This window comes from Blastococcus mobilis (genome assembly GCF_900188025.1).
Lineage (GTDB): Bacteria > Actinomycetota > Actinomycetes > Mycobacteriales > Geodermatophilaceae > Blastococcus_B > Blastococcus_B mobilis.
In genome coordinates this window covers 176,036-198,496 of the sequence record NZ_FZNO01000006.1, presented here as the reverse complement: position 1 = coordinate 198,496, position 22,461 = coordinate 176,036, and the positions used below count along the sequence as shown (strand labels likewise).

The window sequence follows — 22,461 nt, the reverse complement described above, 5'->3', positions numbered from 1 at the left end:
CCTGGATCAGCAAACACCGCCGATGCGTGCGCGACTACGAGACCCTGCCCGAGCACGCCGAAGCGATGGTCTACATCGCGATGATCATGACGATGACCCGACGCCTGGCCCGGTGACCCGGGTTCCGAGACACGTTCTGAGAGCGGTGAGGGGGACGGGGTCCTTCCAGGGGTCCTTTCTCAGATCCAGGGCAGGTCGGCCAGCCGACGCCAGGGCAGGGTGACGCCGGCCTCGGTGATCTCGCCCGCCAGCCGGGCGGCGACCGCCGGGCCCGCACAGGCGACCGGCCGTCGCGGCGTGACCACGACGTGCATGTCCGGCATCGGCAGGCCGGCGGCCATGATTCGCTCGAGCATCCGTTCCGGCGCGACCAACGCCGCACCGGCCAGCACGGGGACGACCGGGTGCGACCACAGCGCGACCGGTCCCTCGACCCGCAGGTTGAGGGAGACGTGGTGGGCGCGGCCAGTGGCCGAGGACCGGATGCGGTGGACCATGGCCGTGTCCGCGCTGTCGGACGGCGTCCACGGCAGGGCCCGGTCACCACGTCGGACGACGACCCGCCAGCCGAGCGCGGTCTCGCTGCGATCGGACCAGTCGAGGACGGCGATCCCGGCGGCGGCCGCCGCGGCATCGGTCACCGGCCGGTGCGCCACCCAGGAGGTCAGCGCGGCGGCGATCCCCTCGCGCGTCGGGACCACCCCGGCATGCGTCATGTCGTCGGCGAGTTCGCTCAGGTGGACGCTCAGCCGCCGTTCGTCCTCCTCGAGGACGACCTGGGAGCCGGCGCCGGAGCGCTGGACGAGCCGGAGGCGCAGACCGCCGGTGGTGAGGGCGGGCAGCACCGTGCCGGCCACCTCGCGCAGGTCCTGGACCTCGACGCGGGCAGGTCGCAGCCGCCGCAGCAGACCGGCCGAACTGCCGAAGCAGGTGTCGATCATGCGCGTGCACCACCGCGGAGCAGGTCACGGATCGCGGAGGGCAGCTCGGCCAGGGCCAGGACGCTGGCCAGCTCGGCGGCGCTCAGCCGCACCGGGAGCACGTCCGCATCCCAGCCGGTCGCCCGGCGGACCCGGGCCGCAGATGCGGGCCAGACGGCATCGCGGGCGGCAGCGACGTGCAGCTCGGTGAGGACGTCCTCGAGGTGGATGGCGGCCAGCGGATGCACCGACCGGCTGGCCAGGGCCTGGCGCACGGTCGCGGCCAGCTCGGTCCGCTGACCGGCGGCCAGCCAGTGCGGGACGAGCACCTCGAGGCCGGGATCGCCGGCAGGCAGCGCGCTCATGCCGAGCGGTCCCGCAGTGCGCGACTCCGCCCGGCGCCGCGCAGCACCGCGCCGCCGCGGCGACGGGTGCAGGGACGAGGCGTCACGAGGTGGATATCGGCAGCGTCGGGCCCTGATGGACCCGTCCAGCCAGATTTCCCTTCCCATGGACGTGCCACGCGTGCGTAACCGTGCCGTGACCGGCGCGTTGCCATTCCGAAGCCGATAGCCGGGAGGCCCTCTCGATGCGCCGTGTCACCGTTGCCGCTCTCGCCGTTGCGCTCGCGACGGGCGTCGTTCCGACCGGCGCCACCGCGGCACAGGGCGTCCCCGGCTCCGCCGTGCGCGAGGTGATGTTCGTCGGCAACAACTGGGAAGGGTCTGCGACCGTCGTCGACGCGCGGACCTACCGGCCCCTCCGCACGATCGACACCATTCCCGATCGGGGCGCCCGCATGACCGAGATCCTCACGCAGCCGGACAAGCTCGCGTTCTATCTCGCCATCCGGGCCGGGGTCGGTGAGGGCAACGCCCAGTACACCGATGACATGTTCACCACCCATGACGGGCGGCTGCTGGCGGTCAGCCGGCCCAGCTTCGCCGACGTGGTCGGCATCGACCTGGCCACCGGCGCGATCCGGTGGCGCTTCCCGATGGAGGGTTACCGCGCCGACCACATGGGCGTCTCGCCGGACGGCGAACGGCTGCTGGTCAGCGACTCCACGGCCAACAAGGTGCACGAACTGGACATCCGCACCGGCGCCGAGCTGCGCGAGTTCGCCAGTGGGGACACCCCGCACGAGAACAACTACACCGCCGACGGCGAGCGGATCTTCCACGCCAGCATCGGCACGGTCTACACGCCCACGGACCAGCCCGCCTTCGACACCACCAAGGGCCAGCGGGTCTTCCAGATCGTCCGGAACAGCGACATGGGCATCGAGTCCCGGTGGGACATGGGCAAGGAGCTCGCCGAGGCGGGCCATCCGAACATGAGTTCCGCCGTGCGGCCCATGGCCGTCGCGCCGGACGAGCGGTACGTCTACCTGCAGGTGTCGTTCTTCCACGGCTTCGTCGAGTTCGACACCCAGGCCCTGGACGCCGACCCGAGCGCGACCTACGACGGAGAGCCGTCGGTCGGCGCCGTCCGCCGGGTGGTCCCGCTCCCCGATCGGACGAACGGCCTACCCCGCGAGCAGTACGTGCTCGACTCCGCCCACCACGGCCTGGCCATGAACGGGGCCGGGACGACGCTCTGCGCCGCGGGCACGATGTCGGACTACGCCGCGATCGTGGACCGTACGACGCTCCGACATGAGATCGTCGACGTCGGCGCCAAGCCCTACTGGTCGACCAACGGGCCGACCGGTGAGCAGTGCTGGGTCTCGGTCAGCGGCGAGGACGAGGTCGTCGTGATCGACTACGCCACCGCCGAGCCGGTGGCCACCGTGCCGGTGGGGAACCACCCGCAGCGCGTGCGCGAGGGCGTCGTCGCCCGCGACGTGCTGCGCAGCTGGGGTCGCTGACGCCGCGAGATCTGCACAGTGCAGATCTGGTGGCTCAGTCGGCGAGCTCGGCGAGCCGGGTCTTGAGAGCCTGCTCCACCCGGTCGGCGTAGACGTTCATGTTCCGCACCGACGTGTTGAGGTCCTGGGAGAGCTGGGTCTTGGTCTGGCCGCCCCAGGTGGTCAGGTACCAGGTGGCCCAGCCCAGGACGTTGGGCTGGCCGGCCCGCTGATCCCGCCGGGCGTTCGGGTCCGGGGCACAGGCGGCGGTCAGGGCGTGCGAGAGCAGGGTCTGCTCCGCCTCCCCCATGATCTCGTCCGGAGCCTCGGAGGAGTCCGGCAGCAGGATCTCGGTCGCGTCCGGGCCACCGTCCAGGGACTGCAGGTTGCGCAACCCGTTGAGCGTCGCCACCGTCTGGGAGTTGCGGCGCAATGTGGCCACGCTCTGGCCCATGAACGCCGCCAGCTCCTTCTCGCTGGGCCGGCGCTGGTGCTCGGCGAGGAACGCAGAGACCGCCTTCTGCTGCTTGTGCTCGGTGTCCGCGGCGGTCCGGCCGTGCGCGTTGCGGCCCAGGTCGTGCACCCACTTGGACAGCTGGGTGGCCAGGAAGGCCCCGAACGGAACGCCCTTGGTCTCGTCGTACTGGCTGACCCCCTTCAGCACCCACTCGTAGACCTGCTGCCCGAGGTCGTCCGGGTCGGGCAGGTGCAGGCGGATCGTGCTCATGTTCCGCTGCAGGCGCTTGAGGCTGACCGGCCCGTAGTGGCGGCAGAGGTCGTTGAGGAAATCGGCCGGCAGGTCCCGCGGGGCCCGGCGACGGACGTCGGTCTCGGCGCGGAGTCCGATCGTGGTCGAACCGTGCCGGGCCGCCCAGGCGCGGATCCAGTCGGCGAGCACGGCGGCCGAGCCACACGCACCGTCGACGCGGTACAGGCCGTCACCCTGGTCGTAGCTGACGCTCACGCCGTCGGGGAGGTCCCTGCGGAGCTCCTGGAGGGGCAGCTCGTGGTCGACGCGGAAGTGCACGCGGTCGCGCGGGGTGATGGGCGCCAGCGCCCACCCCTCGGCCTCCGGGATGCCGCCGAACACGAGCGGCTGGCGGGCCCGACCGCGGGTGTCGGTGGTGGTGGTTGTCGGGACGGGGGCGTGATCGGACACCGGTACTCCTGGCACTACGGGGAAGGAAGGTCGCAGGGGTCGAGGGACCAGAAATCCCTCGGGCGTCAGGCGGGGATGCGTTCCCCCGGTCCGGGCATGCGGGGCGAGGGAATGGGGGACGCCGGCGTCGTGGGCAGGCCCTCGACGACGTCGGCGGCGGAGGCCCCGGCCGAGGCCCGCTCCATGAGGACCGCCGCGGCGGCGCGCTCGGCCGCACCGGGCTCGGCGGTGTACACCGGCATGTGCTCGTACAGCGAGGCGAAGACGGCACTGACGAATGCATAGGCGGCCTGAGCCTGCGGCGAGAACTTGGCCACGGCGGTCCGGGGGCCGAGGTCCACACCGACGGTCACCCGGACGACGCGATCGTCCTTGCTCAGCCCGGTCACCGCGAAGGAGACCGCGTCGTGCTCGGCGGCCAGCGTGGCCAGCGCGGCCAGGCACTTGCGGGTCGCGCCACGGCGCGGCCGGAGCTGGACGTGGACGACCACGGACTCCGTCTCGTCCGGTCCCAGACCCTGCGCGTTGATTGCGTTGAGTTCCATGCTGATTGCCCCCTGTCACGTGCTTGAGGGAAATCTGCCCTATGGCCTCCGCAACGGACGGGACAACACTCGCCGTGTCATGCGCAGTAGCAAGGCAATACTTCGGCAGAAGTTGCCTGTGTCGTCCATCTTGCGCGGCGGACGTCGAGCCGCGTCGGCAGCGTCTGCCAAAGACGCTGCGGCCACACCGTGGAATCTGTCAGCCGGTCGCCCCGTCCGGCCGCGCGGCCACCGTCTCCGTAGCGCCGGCCGACGGCGCGAACGCGGCCAGCGCACCGAGGGTGTCGGCGGTCACCTGGGCGGCGAGCAGGTTGGCCTCGGCGATCTGCCGATAGACCTCCTCGCGATGGATGGCGACCTCGCGGGGGGCCTTGAAACCGAGCCGGACGGTGCCGCCCCGCACTTCGATGACGTGGACCTCGATGTCATCGCCGATGCGGATCGTCTCGCCGACGCTGCGGGTGAGTGTGAGCACGGGTACCCCTCCATGGGTGTGTGGTTGGCCGTCCTTGGCGGTGCCCGACCGGCGGGCGGTGCGGCTGCACGATCGCACAGCCGCCGAGGGAGTTATCGGCGCAGTGACCTCCTGATCGGGTGAACGCTGTCCGGGAGGACGACCTGACGTGCCTGGTGGGTGGCCGGGTTCACGACCACGGGAGCCCGGAGGTTGGCGGTGGCCGCGGCTGCGTCGCCGTCCGGCACGGTGACCAGGCAGAAGAGGCGGGCCTCGCGGGGGTCGGCGACACCGAGCTCCCTGCACGCGGCACCGGGCACGGTCGGGGCGTAGTCGGGGAAGTACGCCGCCGCCGGGACCGCCAGGAACCGGGGACCGTCCGGAGCGACCGACTGCAGCCAGAACAACCGGCCGCCGTCCTCGGCGGGGACGAGCACGTAGTCGCGGTGGGCGGGAAACCCGGGGAGTGGCTCGGTCAGGGACAGGGCCAGCACCCCGACCGGCGCCGGAACCTCCGCCGGCGTCCTCGCGGGCGCGGCGGAGGACGACGTCCCGGGCCGGGTGCTCCCGGCCGAGCGTTCGCGGACCTGGAGGGACACCATCAGCGCAGGTAGTCCAGTAGCGTCGGCGAGATCGCCTTGGCCGTCGCCGACAGGGCCGCCTCGTAGCCCACCTGCTGCATGTTCAGCCGCATGATGGTGTTCGGCAGGTCGATGTTCTCGGTCTCGGCCAGCATCGACTCGAGGTTCATCGCCCGATCGGTGAGGATCTGCTCCTCGCGCTCGATGCGCGCGGCCCGTGAGCCCACGTCGGCGAGGGCCGCCTTCATGCGGTCCATGACCGCGTCCAGGTCGCCGATGCGGCCGGTGAGCCCCGCCGGGGCCGTCACGAGGTCCTGGGCGATCTGCCCGACGAGGGCGAACAGGTCATTGCCCGGGGGGCCGAACGCCTCGGGCCCGGTGATGTCCACCCGCACGGCGTCGGTGTCGGACACGCGCCGGGTGACCGGTGTGCCCGCCATGCCGGTGAACGCGCCCGAGACGGGGTCGTAGGCGTTGTTGCCGGTGGTGATGCCACCGAACAGGGGTCGCCCCTGGTTCGTGGTGTTGGCCAGACCGAGCAGCCCGTCCCGCAGCGACGCGACCTCCACGGCGATGGCCTGGCGGCTCACGTCGTCCATGGATCCCGTGCTGGCCCCCTGGACGGTCAGGTCACGGACGCGGCGGACCGTGTCCAGCATGTTCTGCAGCGTGGAGTCGGTCTGCCCGAGCCAGCTCGCGGCGTCGGCGACGTTCCGGGAGTACTGCGCCACGGCAGCCTGGTCCGACCGGGTCTGCATCGCCCGGTTGGTGCCGGTCGGCGAGTCCGACGGCGCGTTGATGAGCCGACCGGAAGTGAGCTGCTGCTGCAGCTTGCCGACGGCGTCGAGATTCCGGTTGAGGCCCTGGAGGCTGGTGAGCGCCACGGCGCGCTGGGTGATCCGCATTCAGATCAGCGCCCCACGAGCCCGGTGCGGTTGATCAGCACGTCGAGCGTCTCGTCGATCGCGGTCACCATCCGACCCGCCGCGGCATAGGCGTGCTGGAAGGACAGCATGTTGGTCATCTCCTCGTCGATGTTGACGCCGGCCACCGACTCGCGGGCGGCGTCGACCTGTGTGGTGATCACCGACTGGATGTCGAGGTTCCGCTTCGAGACAGCGGACTGGACCCCGAGTTCGACGATCATCCTGCGATAGGTGGCGTCCGTGCCGGCGGGATCGCTGCGGAGCTGGGCGATCTTGTCGGCGTTGCCGTTGTCCAGCGAAGCGGTCCCCGGGCCGATCGAGGATGCCGCGACCAGGTTCGGGTCCGTGACCATGACCGTGATCGACGCGGCGGTGACCGGCCCAGCAGCGGAGCCGAGGAGCGGGCCGCCCGGGTTCCCGGCCAGGTCGTAGCCGCTCTGGTGGGCGGTGTTCAACGTGGTGGAAAGGTCGACGGCGATGGCGTCGAGTGCTGCGAGATGGTCGGGGATGATCGCGTTCATGGCGTTCAGCTGACCAGCGGCGGTGCCGCCGGGCTGCACCGTGAAACCGCCGCTCGCGGTCACGATGCGCGGCTTGTCCGCGGCGACGCCCCCCGGCCCCAGGGCGCCGACGAGCGCGAACTCGCTGGACGTCGCCCCCGCGACCAGCGCCATGCCCCCGACGACCACGTCGACGACTCCGTGCTCACCCGGCCGGACGGTGGCGCCGATCTGGTCGGCGAGCTTCATCACCAGCAGGTCCCGCTTGTCCGACAGGTCGTTGGCCGGCAGGCCGCTCTGGGCCGCGAGCTTGATCGCGCGGTTGAGGTCGGCGACCGTGGCGGCGGTGGCGTTGACGTCCTTGACGAGGACCTCGAGGTTCTCCCGGGTCTCCTTCCACTGCGCGTCGAGCGACGCGGAGCTGAAGTGCAGGCCACCGACGAGTGTTTCCAGGCGCTTGAGCACCTGCCCCCGGGCCGCGGAGTCCCTGGGATTGACGGCCACGTCCTGCCAGCCGCTCCACATGTCCGACATCAGGCTCTGCAGGCCGGTGCTCCCCGGCTCCCGGAACGCCTGCTCGACCAGCTCGTAGGCGTCGGTTTCCACGGTCAGCCGGGACACGTTGGCGTGTTCGCTGTGCCCACGGCCCTCGAGGAAGGCGTCGCGGATGCGGATGACGTTCTCGGCGCTGACACCTTGGCCGATGCCGGGGCTGGTGGAGTAGAAGGCGGGCACGACACTGCCGCCGATCGCCCGCAGGTCCACCCGCTGGCGGGAGTAGCCCTCGGTGTTGACGTTGGCGATGTTCTGACCGGTGACGTCGAGGCCTCTGCGCTGCGCCCAGAGCGCGGTGGTGACGGCGTTGAGGGCCGAGAAAGTGCTCACAGGGCACCGTCCAGGGTGACCGCGCGGTGCGATCCGTCGCCGGTGTTGCGCCCGGTCGAGCCGTAGGTCCCCGCCGACGGCGCCTTCACCGACATGAGGGCGTCGCCGATGGCGGACAGGCCGCCCTCGATCAGCTCCCGGTTGGCGTCGGACAGGCTGCGGAGGTCGGTCACGAGCACCAGCAGCGCCTCGTGGTGCTTGGCGAACAGGTCGTTCCACGGCGCCGGCGCGGCCTCGGCCACCTGCCGCAGCGAGGGGTTCGCGCCGATGCCGAGCGTGACGGCGATCGCCTCGGTGGCCGCCGCGCGCTCCACCTCGAGGGTGCGCAGCTGGTCGAGGACGACCTCGATCTCGTGGGCGATGCGGGCCAGCCAGCGGGTCTTGCCGGTGAGGATCAGGTACTGCTTCTCCTCGGCCTTGAACAGCAGCAGGTCCAGGAGCTCCTGTTCCCGCCACAGCAACGTCGACAGGTGCTGGTAGTCCACGTGTCCACCGCCCTTCCGTCGTCTCGCTCCGTCAGATGACGACCGTCTGCCTGCCGGGTCGTGCGTGTGCCCTGGCCGGATTCCTCGTCGAGCTGCCATCGGCACGCCGTGGCGGCCCCTCAAGCCGAAGCCGGAACTCGTCACTCAAGTTCCGGAGGAAATGTGCCGAGGGGCGGTGCCGTGCACCTTCCGGTCCGCCGAGAAGAAGGAACGTGAGTGCAGCCCGTGCCCTGGTGACCGAACGCTCCCTGCGTCAGCGGCCCACGCATGAGCGGTCGCAGCATGAACGAACACGGTCCGATCGCACCCCCCGGACTCAGCGGGGCCGGCCGCAGGCCGAGATCGACGCGCTGGTGACCGAGCACCTGCCACTGGCCTCCTTCGCGGTGAACGCGGTGGCCGCCCGCATCTCGCTGCCCGGTCACGTCAGCCGCGAGGACCTGCTGTCCTGCGCCCACGTGGCCCTCGTCGAGGTGGCCAAGCGGTTCGACCCGTCGGCCGGCGCCACCTTCGCCACCTACGCGCTCGCCCGCCTCCAGGGCGCCGTCCTGGACGAGCTGCGCTCCGGGGACTGGGCCAGCCGCTCCGTGCGGGCCGCGGCCCGTCGCTCCGATGCGGCTGCGGACGCACTGACCATCTCCCTGGGCCGCCCCCCGACCCGCGAGGAGCTGGCCGCCAGCCTGGGTGTCGCGCGCAGCGAGCTCGACAACCTGCAGGTCGACGTGCACCGAGCCGTGATGGTCAGCATCGACGCGGAGAACGGCGCCGACGGGACCTCGCTCGACCTGCCCGACACCGGCGAGTCCCCCGAGCGCGCCGTTCTGCGCGGTGAGCGGGCCCGCTACCTGCACGAGGCGATCCGCGCCCTCCCCGATCGCCTCGACGAGGTGGTCGAGCGCAATTTCTTCGGTGATGAATCACTGACGGACATCGCCGAGGACCTCGGCGTCACCCTGTCCCGGGTCTCCCAGATGCGGGCGCGTGCACTGACCCTGCTCCACGCCGCGATGAGCGAGGTGTGGGAGGGCAAGGCAGTGCCGGCCGACGGGGGCGTCCGGGCCCGCAACCAGCAGCGCTCCTACGTGGAACGCGTCGCACGCAGGTCTCCCCTGTCCGCACCGCTCCCCCGCCAGCGGGCCACCTGGCCGATGACCGGACGCGGGACGGCGGCCCAACCCGCCTGATCTGACCACAAAGAAAATCCTGCGCTCGGCTCAAGAGCCCGCGGCCCCAGGCCGAAGAAGTATGCGTACCGCCCCGCAGCACGGATGCAGCGGGATCACAAGGAAAGACCCCATCCAAGGAGGATCATCATGGGTCTGCGCATCAACCAGAACATTGCCGCCCTCAACGCTCACCGGAACCTGTCGATCACCGACAACCAGATGAGCAAGTCGCTGGAGAAGCTGTCCTCCGGCTTCCGAATCAACCGCGCCGCCGACGACGCGGCCGGTCTGGCGATCTCTGAGGGCCTGCGCTCGCAGGTCGGTGGCCTCAAGGTCGCCGTCCGCAACTCGCAGGACGGCGTTTCCGTCGTGCAGACGGCGGAAGGTGCCCTCACCGAGGTGCACTCGATCCTGCAGCGCGTCCGCGACCTGACCGTCCAGGCATCGAACACCGGTGTGGTCGACGCCAAGGCCGCCGGCTACATCGGCAAGGAGATCACGGAGCTCGCGGGCGCCCTGACGAACATCGCCAACCGGACGGACTTCAACGGCACCAAGCTGCTCGACGGCAACACGGCGACGCTGACGTTCCAGACGGGCGCCGGCGCCGGCCAGACCGATGTTGTGACGCTGGCCAACGTCACGGCCGTCGCGACTGCGGTCTCGACGATCGGTGCAAAGATGGACGGCACGACCGCCTACGCCGACGGGGCGACCGACCTGGACACGATCGATACCCAGATCGAGACCGTGTCGAGCGCCCGCGCCACCCTTGGTGCCTCGCAGAACCGCTTCGAGAGCACCATCAACTCGCTCAACGTCGCGATCGAGAACCTGAGCGCGTCGGAGAGCCGGATCCGTGACGCCGACATGGCCCAGGAGATGGTCGGGTTCACCCGCGCCCAGATCCTGTCCCAGGCCGGCACCGCGATGCTCGCGCAGGCCAATCAGGCCTCGCAGGGCGTCCTGTCGCTGCTCCGCTGATCCCGATCAGCTGAGTAGCTGAGGCACGGTCCCTCAGCAGCACCCCGGGTGAGGGGGGAGGCCCTCGGGTCTCCCCCCTCACTCACTTCCCACCACCTTCCCGTCGAGCCCAGGAGCCAGCGACATGACGATGAGCATCAGTACCGGCCTGGTCTCCGGGATGGACACCGGCGCATTGGTTTCCCAACTCATGCAGGTGGAGGCGGCCCCGCAGACGGCGCTCAAGGCGAAGCTCTCGGCGACCCAGACCACCGCCACCGCGTACCGCACCGTCAACACCGCCCTGCAGGCTCTCACGACCGCGGCGGACACCGTCCTCAAGCCAGAGACATGGACGAGCACGAAGGGCACCAGCTCCACCGGCAGCGTGACGGTCGCGGCCGCGACGGGCGCCGCGACGGGTTCGCTGACCTTCACCGTGACCTCAGTGGCGAGCACGCACTCCACGGTGAGCACCACCCGCTGGGCGTCGACGACGACGGCGGCGAACCTCACGGACATCGAGGTCAGGAGCCTCGACGGGGCGACCAGCAAGGGCACCATCGCCCTCGACGGCACAGAGTCGCTCGACCAGGTCGCGGCCAAGGTGAACGGCAGCAAGCTCGGCCTCACGGCCGCCGTGGTCCAGACCGGGACCAACGTGTTCGCCCTCCAGATCAGCGCGGACGCGTCCGGCAAGAACGCCGCGTTCTCCCTGGGTGGGACCGAAAGCTTCAAGGCCGCCAGCGTCGGCCGGGACGCCGAGTTGAAAATCGGCACTACCGCCGACGCCTACGTCGTGACCTCCTCCACGAACGTGTTCCAGGGGGTCCTCGCCGGCACGACCATCACGGTGAGCAAGGAGGAGACCGCCCCCGTCACCGTCAGCGTGGTCTCGGACCCCGACGCCGTCACCACTAAGGTCTCTGCGCTCGTCGACGCGGTGAACTCGGCGCTGGACACCATCAAAAAGCAGACGAACAACACGCCCGGCAGCACCGCGGCGCTGCGCGGCGAGTACGCCGTCACGCAGATCAGCGGTCAGCTGCTGGAGGCCCTCTCCAAGGCCGTCGGGGCGGATTCCCCCGCCCGGATCGGCTTCGAGTTGACCCGCGACGGCAAGCTCACCTTCACCAAGGACAAGTTCACCGCAGCGCTAAAGGACGATCCCGCGCTCGCGCAGACGCTGATGGCTGGCACCCCGGCGAGCAACGGCCCGGACGGCGTGGTCGGCGGCGGCGACGACGTGGCCGCCGTGCCCGGCATCGCCGAGCGGCTCCGCACGGCGGCGAAGACGGCCTCGGACGCCACCACGGGCACGCTGACCTCGCTGGCCACGGGGCAGGACTCCATGGGCCGGGAGATCCAGGACCGCATCGCCGCCTGGGATGTCCGGCTCGCGAAGCGCAAGCAGATGCTCACCCGGCAGTTCACCGCCATGGAGACGGCGCTGAGCTCCCTCCAGAACCAGTCCAGTTGGCTGGCCGGCCAGCTCAACTCGCTGTCCTGAGCCCGCCCCCTCGCACCGCCCCTCTCGCTCCAGGAGTTCCTCGATGAGTGCCGCTTCCCTCCGCGCCCGCTACCTCGGTGACGCCGTCGCCACGAGCTCGCCGCAGCAGGTGCTGGTGATGCTGTACGACCGGCTCGCCCTGGACCTCGAGCGAGCCCAGAAGGCCGCGGCGCTCGGTGAGCGCGAGGCGGCGAACGAACAGCTGCAGCACGCGCAAGCCATCGTGATGGAGCTGATGTCCAGCCTGCAGGTGGACGCCTGGGAGGGCGGTCCCCGGCTGGCCGCGCTCTACAGCTGGCTGATCGGCGAGCTGATCCAGGCCAACATCAAGCTGGACACCAACCGCATCTCCTCCTGCCGCCAGGTGGTGGAGCCGCTCCGCGACGCGTGGCGGGCGGCCGCTGCCTCGCTGGCCGGCAGTCGGTCGTGAGCGCGGTGGGGCCGGTGAGTGGCGCGACCACCGCGGGCTTCGGACACAAGCCGTACACGCCCCCTTCCGCAGCCCGGGACTCGACGTCGAGGGACGACGGCAGGCGTAGGCGTCCCCTGGACTGGCACCAGGTCCTCACGGAGCTCGAGGGCGAGGTCCTCGCCGCTGAGGAGACCATGGCGCGGGGCCGCGCCGAGGAGATCGCGGCCTGGGGCCGGCGGTCCACCGACTGGGTGCCGCCCACGGGTCTGGGCCCGGTGCCCGACGACCTGCGCGAGCGGGCCGCCCGGTTGCTGCAGCACCAGCTCGCGGTCGCCGAGGCACTGGTCGAGCGGATCACCCAGTCCCAGAAGCAGCGGGATCTCGCCGCTCGCATGTCCTACGGTCCGTCGCGGCCGGTCGCGTCGTTCATCGACCAGGCGCTCTGACACGGCGTTCTGATCACGGCGGCCTCATCGCCGGCCGCTCCCCTCGCCCCTGTCACCGGCCCGGTGACAGGGGCGTTCGTGCTTTCTGACGACGGGACACCCGCACGTCCCGGGCCCGAGGCACGGATGGTGCCAACTCCCCCGCCCCAGCCGCCGCGGGACACGGCCAGGTCACCGCTGGTCACACGAGCCACCGCAATCCCGCCCGGCTCGCGTGTCCCTCGTGTGGTGGACCTGCGGTCAGGCCCTCCGGCCGGGGTGCCGATGAGGGAAGAGCACGGACAGCACCACTTCGCCACGGATCGGCGGACCCCGCACTCGCTTGCGAGTGCCTTCCGCGTACCCGGAGGTCGAACGTGTCCTGCTGCACCCGTCGGCGACCCGCGCCGTGATCGGCGACATCACCCCCGCGGCGCTGCACGCCAGCCTCTCCGGCCTCGCGCAGCGCCAGCGCGTCACCGCCGACAACATCGCCAACATCAACACGCCCGGTTTCCTGGCCGGTCGCGTCGACTTCGAGTCCTCGCTCAAGGGCGCCCTGCGCAGCGGCGAGACGCCGGAGATCAACGGTGGCACGGTCGCGCGCTCGCTCGAGCCGACCAACACCAACGGCAACAACGTCAACCTCGACGCGGAGACGCTCATCGCCACCGAGACCGGCCTGCGCTACCAGCTGGCCCTGAACGCGCTCGACGGCAAGTACAACTCCCTGCGCACCGCCCTCAGGACGGCATGACGTGGCCATCTTCGACACGCTCGGGATCTCCGGGTCGGGGCTGATGGTCCACCGCAAGTGGCTGGACGCCGTCTCGGACAACATCTCGAACATCAACACGGTCCGGCGGACCGACGAGGACGCCTTCCAGCAGCGCTTCGTCGTCGCGCAGTCGGTCGACTACGGCTCGGGGAGCGGCGGCGTCCGCGTCGCCCGCGCCGAGTTCGGCGACCCCCAGGGCCGGATGGTCTACCAGCCGGACCACCCGCTCGCCGACGAGGAGGGCTACGTCAAGTACCCCGACATCGATCTCGGTGACCAGATGACCCAGATGATGATCGCCCAGCGCGGCTACCAGGCGAACCTCGCCGTGGTGGAACGGGCCACGAACATGTACCAGGCCGCTCTCCAGCTCGGGAAGGGCTGACCATGACCTCTCCCATCGGCGCCATCGGCGGTATCACCCCGGTCGGCCTCGGCGCGGTCGGCGGCGTCACCGAGCCCGGTGTGCAGGCCGGCGCGGGTGCCGACGGCTTCGCCTCGGTGCTGGCCTCGACGTTCGACGAGCTGCAGAGCACGCAGAACGCGGCGGACGCCCTCGGTGCCCAGGCCGCCACCGGCGACCTGAAGGACGTGCACGACTACGTCATCGCCAGGACCGAGGCGTCCCTGGCCACCGAGATGGTCGTGACCTTCAAGAACAAGGCCGTTGAGGCCTTCAACGAGATCATGAGGATGCCGGTCTGATGAATGCGGCACTCGCCGGGACGATGGAGCGCGCCCGCTCCACGTTCTCCACGATCAGCCTCGGACAGAAGGTCGTCATCGGCCTTCTCGTCCTCGGGCTGCTTCTCGGCGGGTTCTTCTTCTTCCGCTGGATCACCGCCCCCACGCAGGCCCCGCTGTTCTCGAACCTGGCCTCCACCGACGCCTCGGCGATCGTCGACGAGCTCAACGCGGCAGGTGTCGCCTACGAGCTCACCGACGGCGGTCAGACGATCATGGTGGCCAAGGACCAGGTCTACGACCTGCGGCTGACCATGAGCGGCCAGGGCCTGCCGGCCGGTCAGGACACCGGGTACGCACTCCTCGACGAGCAGGGCATCACGACCAGCGAGTTCCAGCAGCAGGTCACCTACCAGCGCGCGCTGGAGGGGGAGCTATCCAAGACCCTCGAGGCGCTGGACGGCGTCAATTCCGCCGTCGTGCACGTCGCCCTGCCCGAGGACGAGGTCTTCGTGACCGACCAGGCCGACCCCACCGCGTCGGTGCTGCTCGACCTCGCCGCCGGGACGACGCTGTCGGGGGAACAGATCCAGGCGGTGACCAACCTGGTCTCCTCCAGCATCCAGGGCATGGAGCCCGGCCAGGTCACCGTGACCGACGCCGCCGGCCAGGTGCTCGCCGCACCCGGCAGCGGGATCACCCGGCGGCGCCGGTGACGCCCGCTCGCAGGTCGAGCAGGAGTACCAGTCCCGGCTGGCCACCAACGCCCAGCAGATCCTCGACCGGGTGCTCGGCCCGGGCCGGGCCGTGGTGTCCGTTCGCGCGGACGTCGACCTCGACCATCGGGCCACCACGTCGGAGACCTACGTCTACGACGAGGACACCCCGCCGCTGTCGGAGACCACGACGACCGAGGAGTACGTCGGCGGGGGCGCCCCGGTCGGGGGCGTGCTGGGGCCAGAGAACATGCCCGACGCGGCGGAGAACGCCGGCGGCGGCGAGTCGGCCTACAACAAGGAGTCGACGACGGCGAACAACTCCGTCGGCAAGGTCACCGAGGTCGTCGAGGGCACCCCTGGCGCGCTGAACCGGCTGACCGTCTCGGTGGTGATGGACGACACGGTCGCCGGCAACCTCAATCAGCAGCAGATCCGTGACCTGATCGGCAACGCCGTCGGCCTGGACGAGGCGCGCGGCGACGAGATCGCGGTCGCCGCGATGCCCTTCGACAATGCGGCGGCAGAGGCCGCCGCGGCGGAGATGGAGGCCGCTCGCGAGGCCGAGGCCAGCGAGCAGATGTGGTCGATGATCCGCACCGGTGGCATCGCCGCCGGCATCGCGCTCGTCGTCCTCATCGTCTGGCTCCGGTCGCGCCGCCGCAGCGAGATCGAGGAGGAGTACGAGCCCCTCGAGCTCAGCGACGACATGCTCGCCGAGCTCGACCGCCTCCGGGTCGCGAGCAGCCGCGAAGAGGTCCAGATCGACAACCGCCAGATGGAGCTCGAGGCCGCCGAACGGCAGAAGGTGCGGGGGGAGATCTCGGCCATGGTGAGCGAGCGTCCGGACGAGGTCGCGGCGATGCTGCGCGGCTGGCTGACGGAGAACAAGTCGTGACGCTGGCCGGTATGGAGCAGCTGGTCGGACTGGGCGGGGTGGCCAACCTGCCCGCCGTTCCGGCGGCTCCTCCACGTGCAGAGCTCCCGGGCCTCCGCAAGGCGGCGGTGTTCCTCGCCCAGATGACCAAGGAGGAAGCCGGGGCCATCCTGACCAAGCTCCGGCCCCGCGAGGTCGAATCGCTGACCCGGGAGCTGATGCGCCTGGGCTCGGTCGAGGTCGAGGACGTCGACGAGGTCATGAGCGAGTTCCACGGCCTCATGACCGCCCAGCAGTTCATCGGCCGCGGCGGGGTCGAATTCGCCCGCGAGATCCTCGCGGCCGGCCTGGGCGAGGACAAGGCGGAGGGCATCCTGTCCCGGCTCAACGTCGTCTACACCGAGGTGCCGTTCGCCTCTCTGCGCAACGCCGACGTGCGCCAGCTCGTCACCTTCCTCAAGGACGAGCACGCGCAGATCATCGCGCTGGTCCTCGCCCACCTCACCGCCGCCCAGTCGGCCGAGGTGCTCTCCGGCTTCGCCCCGGAACAGCAGGCCGAGGTCGCCCACCGCATCGCCACGATGGACCGGACGTCGCCCGAGATGGTCCGCCTCGTCGAGGAAGAGCTGGGCCGCCGGATGGGCTCGCTCCTCGCGCACCAGGACATGACCACCGTCGGTGGCGTCGAGACCCTCGTCGAGATCATCAACCGCTCGCCGCGGCCTACCGAGCGCTCCATCCTCGAGTGGCTGGACAGCACCGACCCGGAGCTGGCCGAGCAGGTCCGCTCGCAGATGTTCGTCTTCGAGGACATCGTCACCATCGACGACCGCTCCCTGCAGCAGGTGTTGCGCGAGGTCGAGGCCAACGACCTGGCCACAGCCCTCAAGGGCGTCCGCCCCGACGTCCGCGACAAGGTCGTCCGGAACCTCTCCGAGCGTGCCGCCGAGAACCTCAACGAGGAGATCGAGCTGCTCGGCCCGGTTCGCACGCGCACGGTCGAGGAGGCCCAGGCCAAGGTCGTCGGCATCATCCGCACGCTCGAGGAGCAGGGTGTCCTGACGCTGACCCGCGGACAGGACGATGAGTTCGTCTCGTGAGGGTGTCCTGCTGCGCGGCGCCGGCGCGCAGCGGGCCGTTCCCTACCGCGGGTCCCGTCCCGAGCAGATCCCGGTCCAGCAGTCCGAGCCGGCCGTCGAGCGGCGCTCGACCGTCCGCCGCGCGGCCGACGTCCCGGTCGTCGGCGGCGGGCCGTCCTTCCGGCTGGGCGACGTCTACGCCGAGGAACTGGCGCGGCTGCGCCAGCGCGCGCACGCGGAGGGCTTCACCGCCGGCCACGCCGAGGGCATGACCGCCGCAGCGGCCGTGGTCGCCGAGACCGAGCGGGCCGCCGCCGAGCGTCTCGCCGACGTGCAGGCCCGGTGGGAGCGGCGGATGGCGTCGGCGACCGCAGCCCTCACCGCCGCGGTCGCGCGTCTCGACGAGGCGTCGGTGCCGACCGCGGACGAGATCCGCGAGACCGTCATCGGGACGGTCCTCACCCTGGTCGAGGACCTGCTCGGCCGCGAGCTCGCTCTCGCCGACTCCCCGGTCCTGGACGCCGTCCGGCGCGCGCTGTCGCTGTCCCCGTCCGACTCGCCTGCGGTGGTGCGGGTGCATCCCGACGACCTGGCCGAGATCCCCACCGAGGCCCTCGCCGAGCTCCCCGAGACCGTCCGGGTGGTCGGCGACCTGACCGTGGAACGGGCCGGAGCGATCGCGGAGATCGGCCCCCGCCGGATCGACGCCCAGCTCGGTGCCGCGTTCGAGCGGGTGCAGGCGGTCCTGGCCTCATGACGTTCCCGTCCACCGTGCTGGCGCGTGCCCGGGCCGCAGCCCGGCCGCAGGTGACCGGATCGGTCACCGGCGCCATGGGCCTGACCCTGACCGTCGACGGCATCAGCGCCGCCGTCGGCGACCTGGTCGAGGTCGACCCCGGCAGTCGCGCGCTGCTCGCCGAGGTCGTCGCCGTCGGCCGGGACCGGCTCACCTGCATGCCGCTCGGGAACCTCTCCGGCGTCCACGCCGGCGCGCCCGTGCGCGCGACCGGCATGCCGCTGCAGGTGCCGGTGGGCGAGGCGCTGCTGGGCCGGGTGCTCGACGGTCTCGGCCGGCCCGTCGACGGCGGTCCGCCGCTCGGCTCCCGGATCGCCTTCGTGGACCTGGCCAGCGAGACGCCGCACGCGCTGAGCCGCACCCGGGTCCAGGAGCCGCTGACCTTCGGGGTCCGCGCGCTGGACACGCTGGTGCCCTGCGGCAAGGGACAGCGCCTGGGCATCTTCGCCGGCTCCGGCGTCGGCAAGTCCAGCCTGCTGGCGCAGATCACCCGCGGCACCGATGCCGACGTCCGGGTCATCGGCCTGATCGGCGAGCGTGGTCGCGAGGTGCGCGAATTCCTCGAGGAGAACCTTGGCGAGGAGGGCATGGCGCGCACCGTCGTCGTCGTCGCGACGTCCGACGAGCCGCCGCTGGTGCGGCTCAAGGCCGCGTTCGTCGCCACCCGCATCGCCGAGGCGTTCCGCGACGAGGGCCGCGACGTGCTGCTGCTCATGGACTCGATCACCCGCACCGCCATGGCGCAGCGCGAGGTGGGCCTGTCCGCGGGCGAGCCGCCGGCGACCCGGGGCTACCCGCCCAGCGTCTTCGCGATGATGCCGCAGCTGCTCGAGAAGGCCGGCACCGGCATCACCGGCTCGATCACCGGCCTCTACACCGTCCTGGTGGAGGGCGACGACCACAACGAGCCGATCGCCGACACCGCGCGGTCGATCCTCGACGGCCACATCGTGCTCACCCGCAAGCTGGCCACGACCGGCCACTTCCCGGCCATCGACGTCCTGGAGTCGATCTCCCGTGTCGCGACGGCCGTCGTGCCGCCGGCGCAGATGGCCGACGCCCGAGAGGTCCGCCGGCTGATGGGCGCGCTGCGCGACGTGCGGGAGCTCATCGAGATCGGGGCGTACCAGACCGGCAGCGATCCACTCGTCGACCGCGCTCGCATGCTCGCGCCCGCCATCGAGGCGTTCCTCCAGCAGCCCATGGGTGAGTCCACCCCGCCGGCGGAGTCCTGGAACTGGCTGCAGCGGATCGTGAGGTCGGCGTGACGACGCGGTCGCGCAGGGCTCTCGCGTGAAGCGGGCGGCGTTCCGCCTGCAGCCGGTGCTGGAGCTGCGTCGGAGCGAGGAGCGGGCCGCAGCCGCCGCCGCGGCGGAGGCGGCGAACGCCGCGGCCGACGCCGACCGCCGGGCCACCGAGTACGAGACGGCGCTCGCGACCGCCGTCCTCCCCCGGTCACTGCCCGCCGGCCAGTTCCTCGCCGCCATGACGCTGCTGCGTACCGCGGCCACCGACGCCTCGGACGCCCGCGCCCTGGCCACCGCCTCCGCCGAGCAGTCGGCGCTCGTGCGTGCCCGGTGGACCGCGGCCGCGCAGCGCACCAAGGGCCTGGAGCGGCTCCGCGAGCGACACATGGCCGAGCTCCAGCACGCGGAGGACACCGCAGAGGAGCGTGCCGTCGACGACCTCGTGACCGGGCGCGCGGGACGGTCGGCCACCCGGCCTGCCGATGACTGTGCCGAGGACATGGAGCAGGGACACGAGACCGGGGAGGTGCCGTGGAGGGTGTGACCCAGGTGCAGGCCCGGATCAGCGAGATCCAGAGCCGCTTCGTGCACCGCCCCGTCTCGACGTCGGGCACCTGGGCGAGCGCGGCCGCCGCCGCCGGGCTCACCGGGACGAGCAGCACGACCGTCTCCAGCGCCGGTCCGACCGCGAGCGAGGACGCCGTCGTCGCCGAGGCGCAGAAGTACCTCGGCGTCCCCTACCTGTGGGGCGGGACCGACCCCACGCAGGGGCTGGACTGCTCCGGCTTCACCCAGCTCGTCTACAAGAACCTGGGCATCGAACTGCCTCGGACGTCCTCCCAGCAGGCCACGAGCGGCCAGCCGGTGGCCTCCTTGAGCGAGGCGCGCCCGGGTGACCTCCTCTTCTTCGACCACTCCTCGTCGCGGGCCGGTATCGACCACGTCGGGGTCTACATCGGCAACGGCAAGATGATCGCCGCCCCGCAGGCCGGCGAGGTCGTGAAGGTGCAGGACGTCGGCAGCCCGACGGTCATCCGCCGCGTGCTCCCCCAGCAGGCGGCCGGCCCCTCGTCCGCGTCCGCCGGCGCGCTGGCCGGGGTGCCCTACGCCGACCTGTTCACCCGGGCGGGCGCCCGCCACGGGGTGGACGCCTCGCTGCTGGCGGCCGTGGCGTCGCAGGAGTCCGGCTTCAACGCCTCGGCGGTCTCGTCGGCCGGTGCACAGGGCCTCATGCAGTTCATGCCCGCGACGGCCAAGGGCCTCGGCGTGAACGCGCTCGACCCGACGTCGGCGATCGACGGCGCGGCCCGCTACCTGAGCAGCCTCACCAAGCAGTTCGGGTCCACTGAGCTCGCTCTGGCCGCCTACAACGCCGGCCCCGGCACGGTGAGCCGCTACGGCGGCATCCCGCCCTACCCCGAGACCCAGAACTACGTCCGTGCAGTGATGACCGAGGCGGAGACCTACCGATGACGGCTCCCGGGGCGCTGCCCCTCCACAGCACCGCGATCGCACATCGCGCGCGGCCTGCGAACGGTCCGGACGTGCGCGGCGCGGCCGGGGCGTCACCGTTCGCCTCCGCCCTGGGCGACGCTCTCTCCGCGGACCGGTTCCCCGGGGCGGACCGGGCCGCCGAGCGCCGCAGCACCCCTGACGACCGAGCGGCCCGAGCGGCGAACCGGGCCACCGAGGCCGGTACGCGGGCCATGCAGCAGGCGGAGCGGGCAGCGGACCGGGCGGACCGGGCACTGGACCGCGCGGCCGCCGCGGCGGCGCGGGGCGACGGCGCGGCGGTCGACCAGAGCACGGGCACGACGCCGGACGGCGCCGCGGACCCCGCCGTCGATGCTGCCGGGGGAACCGGCGAGACCGCCGCGACCGACACGGCGGGGACGGGCCTGCCGGCCGCGGTCTGGGCGATGGTGCTGGGCACCCCCCTCGCCACCACCGGTCAGACGGACGCCGCCGCGACGGTGACTGTCGGCCCGGCGGTGGCGGCTCCCCCGGGCGGCCGGGCCGATGTGACCGGAGGCCCTGTGGTGACCGCACCGACCGACGCCGCCGGCGGTGTGCCGGCCGCGGTACCGGCCCCCGCGGTCGGCGCCGCACCCGCTGCTGTCCCGGTGCCCGATGCCGCGGGGACGATCCCGGCTCCTGTCGTGGCACCCGTCTCCGCCGCGCACGGGGGGCCGGCAGCCGCCGGCCTCACGGTCGTCGTGGCCGGGGACTCCCGCGCCGCCACCCCGGTGCCGGCCGCCGGGGTGGCGGCCACTGTGGTGCCGGCCGCCGCGGTGCCCGAGGCGCCGGTGGCACCCGGTGGCCTCAGCGCACTGCCGACATCGGGAGAGGCGGCGGGCACGACCGGAGCCGCTCCCGCCGCAGCCACCGCGCAGGTGGGCTCGTCCGGGGCGGGCGGATCGCAGTCGCCTGGCGCCGGGCACCCCGGTACGGGCTCCGGGGCACCGAGCGCTCCTGCCGGGGACGGGGTCTCCGAGGTGAGCCTCCTCGGGTCCGCGGCGAGCTCCGCGCCGGTCTCGGCCACCACGCCGACCGCCGCGACCGGCGCCACCGGATCGGCGGCGGCCCTGCCCGTGGGGTCACAGATCGCCCGCCAGGTCGCCGTGCTCGGCCGCGGCCCCGACGGGACCCAGACGATGACCCTCGTCCTCAACCCGGAGAACCTCGGGCCGGTCGAGGTCTCGGTCACCCTGACCCGAGGAACCGTCGACCTCACCCTCCGCGGCGCACACGAGTACGGGCGGGCGGCCCTCCTCGACGGGCTGCCCGACCTGCGCAGGGACCTGGAAGGCGCGGGGCTGAACTGCTCCCGGCTGGAGGTCGACCGGGACACCGGCGGCTCGTGGCTGGCCCGCCACTCGGCACAGCAGCAGGCCGAGCAGCAGGCCTTCGGCCACCGCGGCACCCAGCAGGACCGGGGCGACGAACGGTCACGCCCCTGGGGCACGCCTGCCGATACCCCAGTGAGCGGACCGACGCCGCCCCGCAACCGCTCCACGTCGTCCGGCGTGGACGTGCGCGTCTGAGAAGGAGCGACCGACCGATGACGACACCAGGCGTGACCGGGATCGAGGGCACGTACTACACCCCCGCCTCCTCAACGGTCGACCGTCCCGACCAGATGGGCAAGGACGTCTTCATGAAGCTCCTGGTCGCCCAGATGCGCTACCAGGACCCGGGAAATCCGGTCGACTCGAGCCAGATGATGTCCCAGACGGCGACCTTCAGTCAGGTCGAGAAGCTGGAGCAGCTGGTCAACCAGAACGCGTCGATGCTCGTCCTCCAGGAGTCGGCCACCGCCGGCGCCCTCGTCGGACGGACCGCCACCTACACCGACACGACCGGCGCGTCGAGGACCGGGGTCGTCACCTCGGTCCGGCTCGCCAGCCGCGACAGCGAGGCCGTGGCCGTCATCGACGGCGTCAAGGTCCCGGTCGGCCGCCTCACCGAGATCGCCGTCCCCAAGCCCTCCTGACCCGCCCGACC

27 protein-coding genes are annotated in these 22,461 nt (G+C 71.9%); 18 read left to right on the top strand and 9 right to left on the bottom strand.

The features are described from left to right. Window positions 1-179: 179 nt before the first annotated feature. Together CHB94_RS07740 and CHB94_RS07735 are read right to left on the bottom strand one after the other, a co-directional pair. Complete coding sequence (locus tag CHB94_RS07740) at window positions 180-941, bottom strand: hypothetical protein (protein WP_089335992.1); 762 nt, start codon at window positions 939-941, stop codon at window positions 180-182. After that, window positions 938-1,285: a hypothetical protein gene (locus CHB94_RS07735; RefSeq protein ID WP_089335991.1), complete on the bottom strand. Its 348-nt coding sequence runs from the start codon at window positions 1,283-1,285 to the stop codon at window positions 938-940. Before CHB94_RS07735 ends, CHB94_RS07740 begins: the two co-directional genes overlap by 4 nt. Window positions 1,286-1,509: 224 nt before the next feature. Between CHB94_RS07735 and CHB94_RS07730 the strand changes: the two genes are divergently transcribed. Further along, complete coding sequence (locus tag CHB94_RS07730; RefSeq protein ID WP_089335990.1) at window positions 1,510-2,790, top strand: YncE family protein; 1,281 nt, start codon at window positions 1,510-1,512, stop codon at window positions 2,788-2,790. 34 nt (window positions 2,791-2,824) lie between these two features. On the opposite strand, the gene CHB94_RS07725 is transcribed toward CHB94_RS07730, so the two are convergent. From CHB94_RS07725 to CHB94_RS07695, 7 genes are all read right to left on the bottom strand, one after another. Further along, a complete protein-coding gene (locus CHB94_RS07725; protein WP_089335989.1) occupies window positions 2,825-3,928 on the bottom strand; it encodes a sigma-70 family RNA polymerase sigma factor in 1,104 nt (367 codons plus the stop codon). Window positions 3,929-3,993: 65 nt separating this feature from the next. Next, window positions 3,994-4,473 (bottom strand): hypothetical protein, encoded by a 480-nt coding sequence (locus tag CHB94_RS07720; RefSeq protein ID WP_089335988.1) that lies wholly within the window; start codon window positions 4,471-4,473, stop codon window positions 3,994-3,996. A gap of 199 nt (window positions 4,474-4,672) precedes the next feature. Next, window positions 4,673-4,948, bottom strand: a complete 276-nt coding sequence (gene csrA / locus CHB94_RS26935) for a carbon storage regulator CsrA (RefSeq protein ID WP_089335987.1) — start codon at window positions 4,946-4,948, stop codon at window positions 4,673-4,675. A 92-nt stretch (window positions 4,949-5,040) separates the two neighbouring features. Then, window positions 5,041-5,529: a flagellar assembly protein FliW gene (gene fliW / locus CHB94_RS07710; RefSeq protein WP_089335986.1), complete on the bottom strand. Its 489-nt coding sequence runs from the start codon at window positions 5,527-5,529 to the stop codon at window positions 5,041-5,043. Further along, a complete protein-coding gene (gene flgL, locus CHB94_RS07705) occupies window positions 5,529-6,413 on the bottom strand; it encodes a flagellar hook-associated protein FlgL (protein WP_089335985.1) in 885 nt (294 codons plus the stop codon). The genes fliW and flgL overlap by 1 nt, the downstream gene beginning before the upstream one ends. A 5-nt stretch (window positions 6,414-6,418) precedes the next feature. Further along, window positions 6,419-7,819, bottom strand: a complete 1,401-nt coding sequence (gene flgK, locus CHB94_RS07700) for a flagellar hook-associated protein FlgK (RefSeq protein WP_089335984.1) — start codon at window positions 7,817-7,819, stop codon at window positions 6,419-6,421. Further along, window positions 7,816-8,304 carry a flagellar protein FlgN gene (locus CHB94_RS07695; RefSeq protein ID WP_089335983.1) on the bottom strand — a complete coding sequence of 163 codons (489 nt, stop codon included), beginning with the start codon at window positions 8,302-8,304 and terminating at the stop codon, window positions 7,816-7,818. Before CHB94_RS07695 ends, flgK begins: the two co-directional genes overlap by 4 nt. A gap of 353 nt (window positions 8,305-8,657) precedes the next feature. On the opposite strand from CHB94_RS07695, the gene CHB94_RS07690 reads away from it, so the two are divergent. The 17 genes from CHB94_RS07690 to CHB94_RS07615 all read left to right on the top strand — a co-directional run bounded on the left by CHB94_RS07690 (window position 8,658) and on the right by CHB94_RS07615 (window position 22,450). After that, entirely contained in the window at window positions 8,658-9,488 is an 831-nt protein-coding gene (locus CHB94_RS07690; protein WP_254920480.1) for a sigma-70 family RNA polymerase sigma factor, read from the top strand. 129 nt (window positions 9,489-9,617) lie between these two features. Next, complete coding sequence (locus CHB94_RS07685; RefSeq protein ID WP_089335981.1) at window positions 9,618-10,454, top strand: flagellin N-terminal helical domain-containing protein; 837 nt, start codon at window positions 9,618-9,620, stop codon at window positions 10,452-10,454. 124 nt (window positions 10,455-10,578) lie between these two features. Then, a complete protein-coding gene (gene fliD / locus CHB94_RS07680; protein ID WP_089335980.1) occupies window positions 10,579-11,943 on the top strand; it encodes a flagellar filament capping protein FliD in 1,365 nt (454 codons plus the stop codon). A gap of 43 nt (window positions 11,944-11,986) precedes the next feature. Beyond that, on the top strand, window positions 11,987-12,373 hold the full coding sequence (gene fliS / locus CHB94_RS07675; protein ID WP_089335979.1) for a flagellar export chaperone FliS: 387 nt from the start codon (window positions 11,987-11,989) through the stop codon (window positions 12,371-12,373). 14 nt (window positions 12,374-12,387) lie between these two features. Continuing rightward, window positions 12,388-12,801: a hypothetical protein gene (locus CHB94_RS07670; RefSeq protein WP_254920479.1), complete on the top strand. Its 414-nt coding sequence runs from the start codon at window positions 12,388-12,390 to the stop codon at window positions 12,799-12,801. A gap of 328 nt (window positions 12,802-13,129) precedes the next feature. After that, window positions 13,130-13,537 (top strand): flagellar basal body rod protein FlgB, encoded by a 408-nt coding sequence (gene flgB / locus CHB94_RS07665; protein ID WP_254920478.1) that lies wholly within the window; start codon window positions 13,130-13,132, stop codon window positions 13,535-13,537. A gap of 1 nt (window position 13,538) precedes the next feature. Next, complete coding sequence (gene flgC, locus CHB94_RS07660) at window positions 13,539-13,943, top strand: flagellar basal body rod protein FlgC (RefSeq protein ID WP_089335978.1); 405 nt, start codon at window positions 13,539-13,541, stop codon at window positions 13,941-13,943. Window positions 13,944-13,945: 2 nt separating this feature from the next. Beyond that, window positions 13,946-14,263 (top strand): flagellar hook-basal body complex protein FliE, encoded by a 318-nt coding sequence (fliE, locus tag CHB94_RS07655; protein WP_089335977.1) that lies wholly within the window; start codon window positions 13,946-13,948, stop codon window positions 14,261-14,263. Then, window positions 14,263-14,958, top strand: a complete 696-nt coding sequence (gene fliF / locus CHB94_RS26075; protein WP_254920477.1) for a flagellar basal-body MS-ring/collar protein FliF — start codon at window positions 14,263-14,265, stop codon at window positions 14,956-14,958. Before fliE ends, fliF begins: the two co-directional genes overlap by 1 nt. Before the next feature lie 70 nt (window positions 14,959-15,028). Beyond that, a complete protein-coding gene (locus CHB94_RS26070) occupies window positions 15,029-15,856 on the top strand; it encodes a flagellar M-ring protein FliF C-terminal domain-containing protein (RefSeq protein ID WP_254920476.1) in 828 nt (275 codons plus the stop codon). Then, complete coding sequence (gene fliG / locus CHB94_RS07645) at window positions 15,853-16,935, top strand: flagellar motor switch protein FliG (protein ID WP_089335976.1); 1,083 nt, start codon at window positions 15,853-15,855, stop codon at window positions 16,933-16,935. Before CHB94_RS26070 ends, fliG begins: the two co-directional genes overlap by 4 nt. After that, window positions 16,919-17,671: a FliH/SctL family protein gene (locus tag CHB94_RS07640; RefSeq protein WP_089335975.1), complete on the top strand. Its 753-nt coding sequence runs from the start codon at window positions 16,919-16,921 to the stop codon at window positions 17,669-17,671. Before fliG ends, CHB94_RS07640 begins: the two co-directional genes overlap by 17 nt. Beyond that, entirely contained in the window at window positions 17,668-18,978 is a 1,311-nt protein-coding gene (locus tag CHB94_RS07635) for a FliI/YscN family ATPase (RefSeq protein ID WP_089335974.1), read from the top strand. The genes CHB94_RS07640 and CHB94_RS07635 overlap by 4 nt, the downstream gene beginning before the upstream one ends. A 25-nt stretch (window positions 18,979-19,003) precedes the next feature. Continuing rightward, complete coding sequence (locus CHB94_RS07630) at window positions 19,004-19,501, top strand: flagellar FliJ family protein (RefSeq protein ID WP_254920475.1); 498 nt, start codon at window positions 19,004-19,006, stop codon at window positions 19,499-19,501. After that, a complete protein-coding gene (locus CHB94_RS07625) occupies window positions 19,489-20,430 on the top strand; it encodes a lytic transglycosylase domain-containing protein (protein WP_089335973.1) in 942 nt (313 codons plus the stop codon). The genes CHB94_RS07630 and CHB94_RS07625 overlap by 13 nt, the downstream gene beginning before the upstream one ends. A 71-nt stretch (window positions 20,431-20,501) precedes the next feature. Further along, complete coding sequence (locus CHB94_RS07620) at window positions 20,502-22,001, top strand: flagellar hook-length control protein FliK (protein ID WP_176445453.1); 1,500 nt, start codon at window positions 20,502-20,504, stop codon at window positions 21,999-22,001. A gap of 17 nt (window positions 22,002-22,018) precedes the next feature. Further along, window positions 22,019-22,450: a flagellar hook assembly protein FlgD gene (locus CHB94_RS07615; protein ID WP_089335971.1), complete on the top strand. Its 432-nt coding sequence runs from the start codon at window positions 22,019-22,021 to the stop codon at window positions 22,448-22,450. The last annotated feature ends 11 nt before the right edge of the window (window positions 22,451-22,461 follow it).

Excerpts from the sequence above, each read along its gene's own strand:
- CHB94_RS07730 (WP_089335990.1), top strand. The coding sequence starts at position 1,510 with ATGCGCCGTGTCACCGTTGCCGCTCTCGCCGTTGCGCTCGCGACGGGC.
- CHB94_RS07640 (WP_089335975.1), top strand. The coding sequence starts at position 16,919 with ATGAGTTCGTCTCGTGAGGGTGTCCTGCTGCGCGGCGCCGGCGCGCAG.
- fliS (WP_089335979.1), top strand. The coding sequence starts at position 11,987 with ATGAGTGCCGCTTCCCTCCGCGCCCGCTACCTCGGTGACGCCGTCGCC.
- fliW (WP_089335986.1), bottom strand. The coding sequence starts at position 5,529 with ATGGTGTCCCTCCAGGTCCGCGAACGCTCGGCCGGGAGCACCCGGCCC.
- flgL (WP_089335985.1), bottom strand. The coding sequence starts at position 6,413 with ATGCGGATCACCCAGCGCGCCGTGGCGCTCACCAGCCTCCAGGGCCTC.
- fliE (WP_089335977.1), top strand. The coding sequence starts at position 13,946 with ATGACCTCTCCCATCGGCGCCATCGGCGGTATCACCCCGGTCGGCCTC.
- CHB94_RS07720 (WP_089335988.1), bottom strand. The coding sequence starts at position 4,473 with ATGGAACTCAACGCAATCAACGCGCAGGGTCTGGGACCGGACGAGACG.
- CHB94_RS07685 (WP_089335981.1), top strand. The coding sequence starts at position 9,618 with ATGGGTCTGCGCATCAACCAGAACATTGCCGCCCTCAACGCTCACCGG.
- CHB94_RS07735 (WP_089335991.1), bottom strand. The coding sequence starts at position 1,285 with ATGAGCGCGCTGCCTGCCGGCGATCCCGGCCTCGAGGTGCTCGTCCCG.
- CHB94_RS07615 (WP_089335971.1), top strand. The coding sequence starts at position 22,019 with ATGACGACACCAGGCGTGACCGGGATCGAGGGCACGTACTACACCCCC.
- fliF (WP_254920477.1), top strand. The coding sequence starts at position 14,263 with ATGAATGCGGCACTCGCCGGGACGATGGAGCGCGCCCGCTCCACGTTC.
- CHB94_RS07740 (WP_089335992.1), bottom strand. The coding sequence starts at position 941 with ATGATCGACACCTGCTTCGGCAGTTCGGCCGGTCTGCTGCGGCGGCTG.
- fliD (WP_089335980.1), top strand. The coding sequence starts at position 10,579 with ATGACGATGAGCATCAGTACCGGCCTGGTCTCCGGGATGGACACCGGC.
- CHB94_RS07635 (WP_089335974.1), top strand. The coding sequence starts at position 17,668 with ATGACGTTCCCGTCCACCGTGCTGGCGCGTGCCCGGGCCGCAGCCCGG.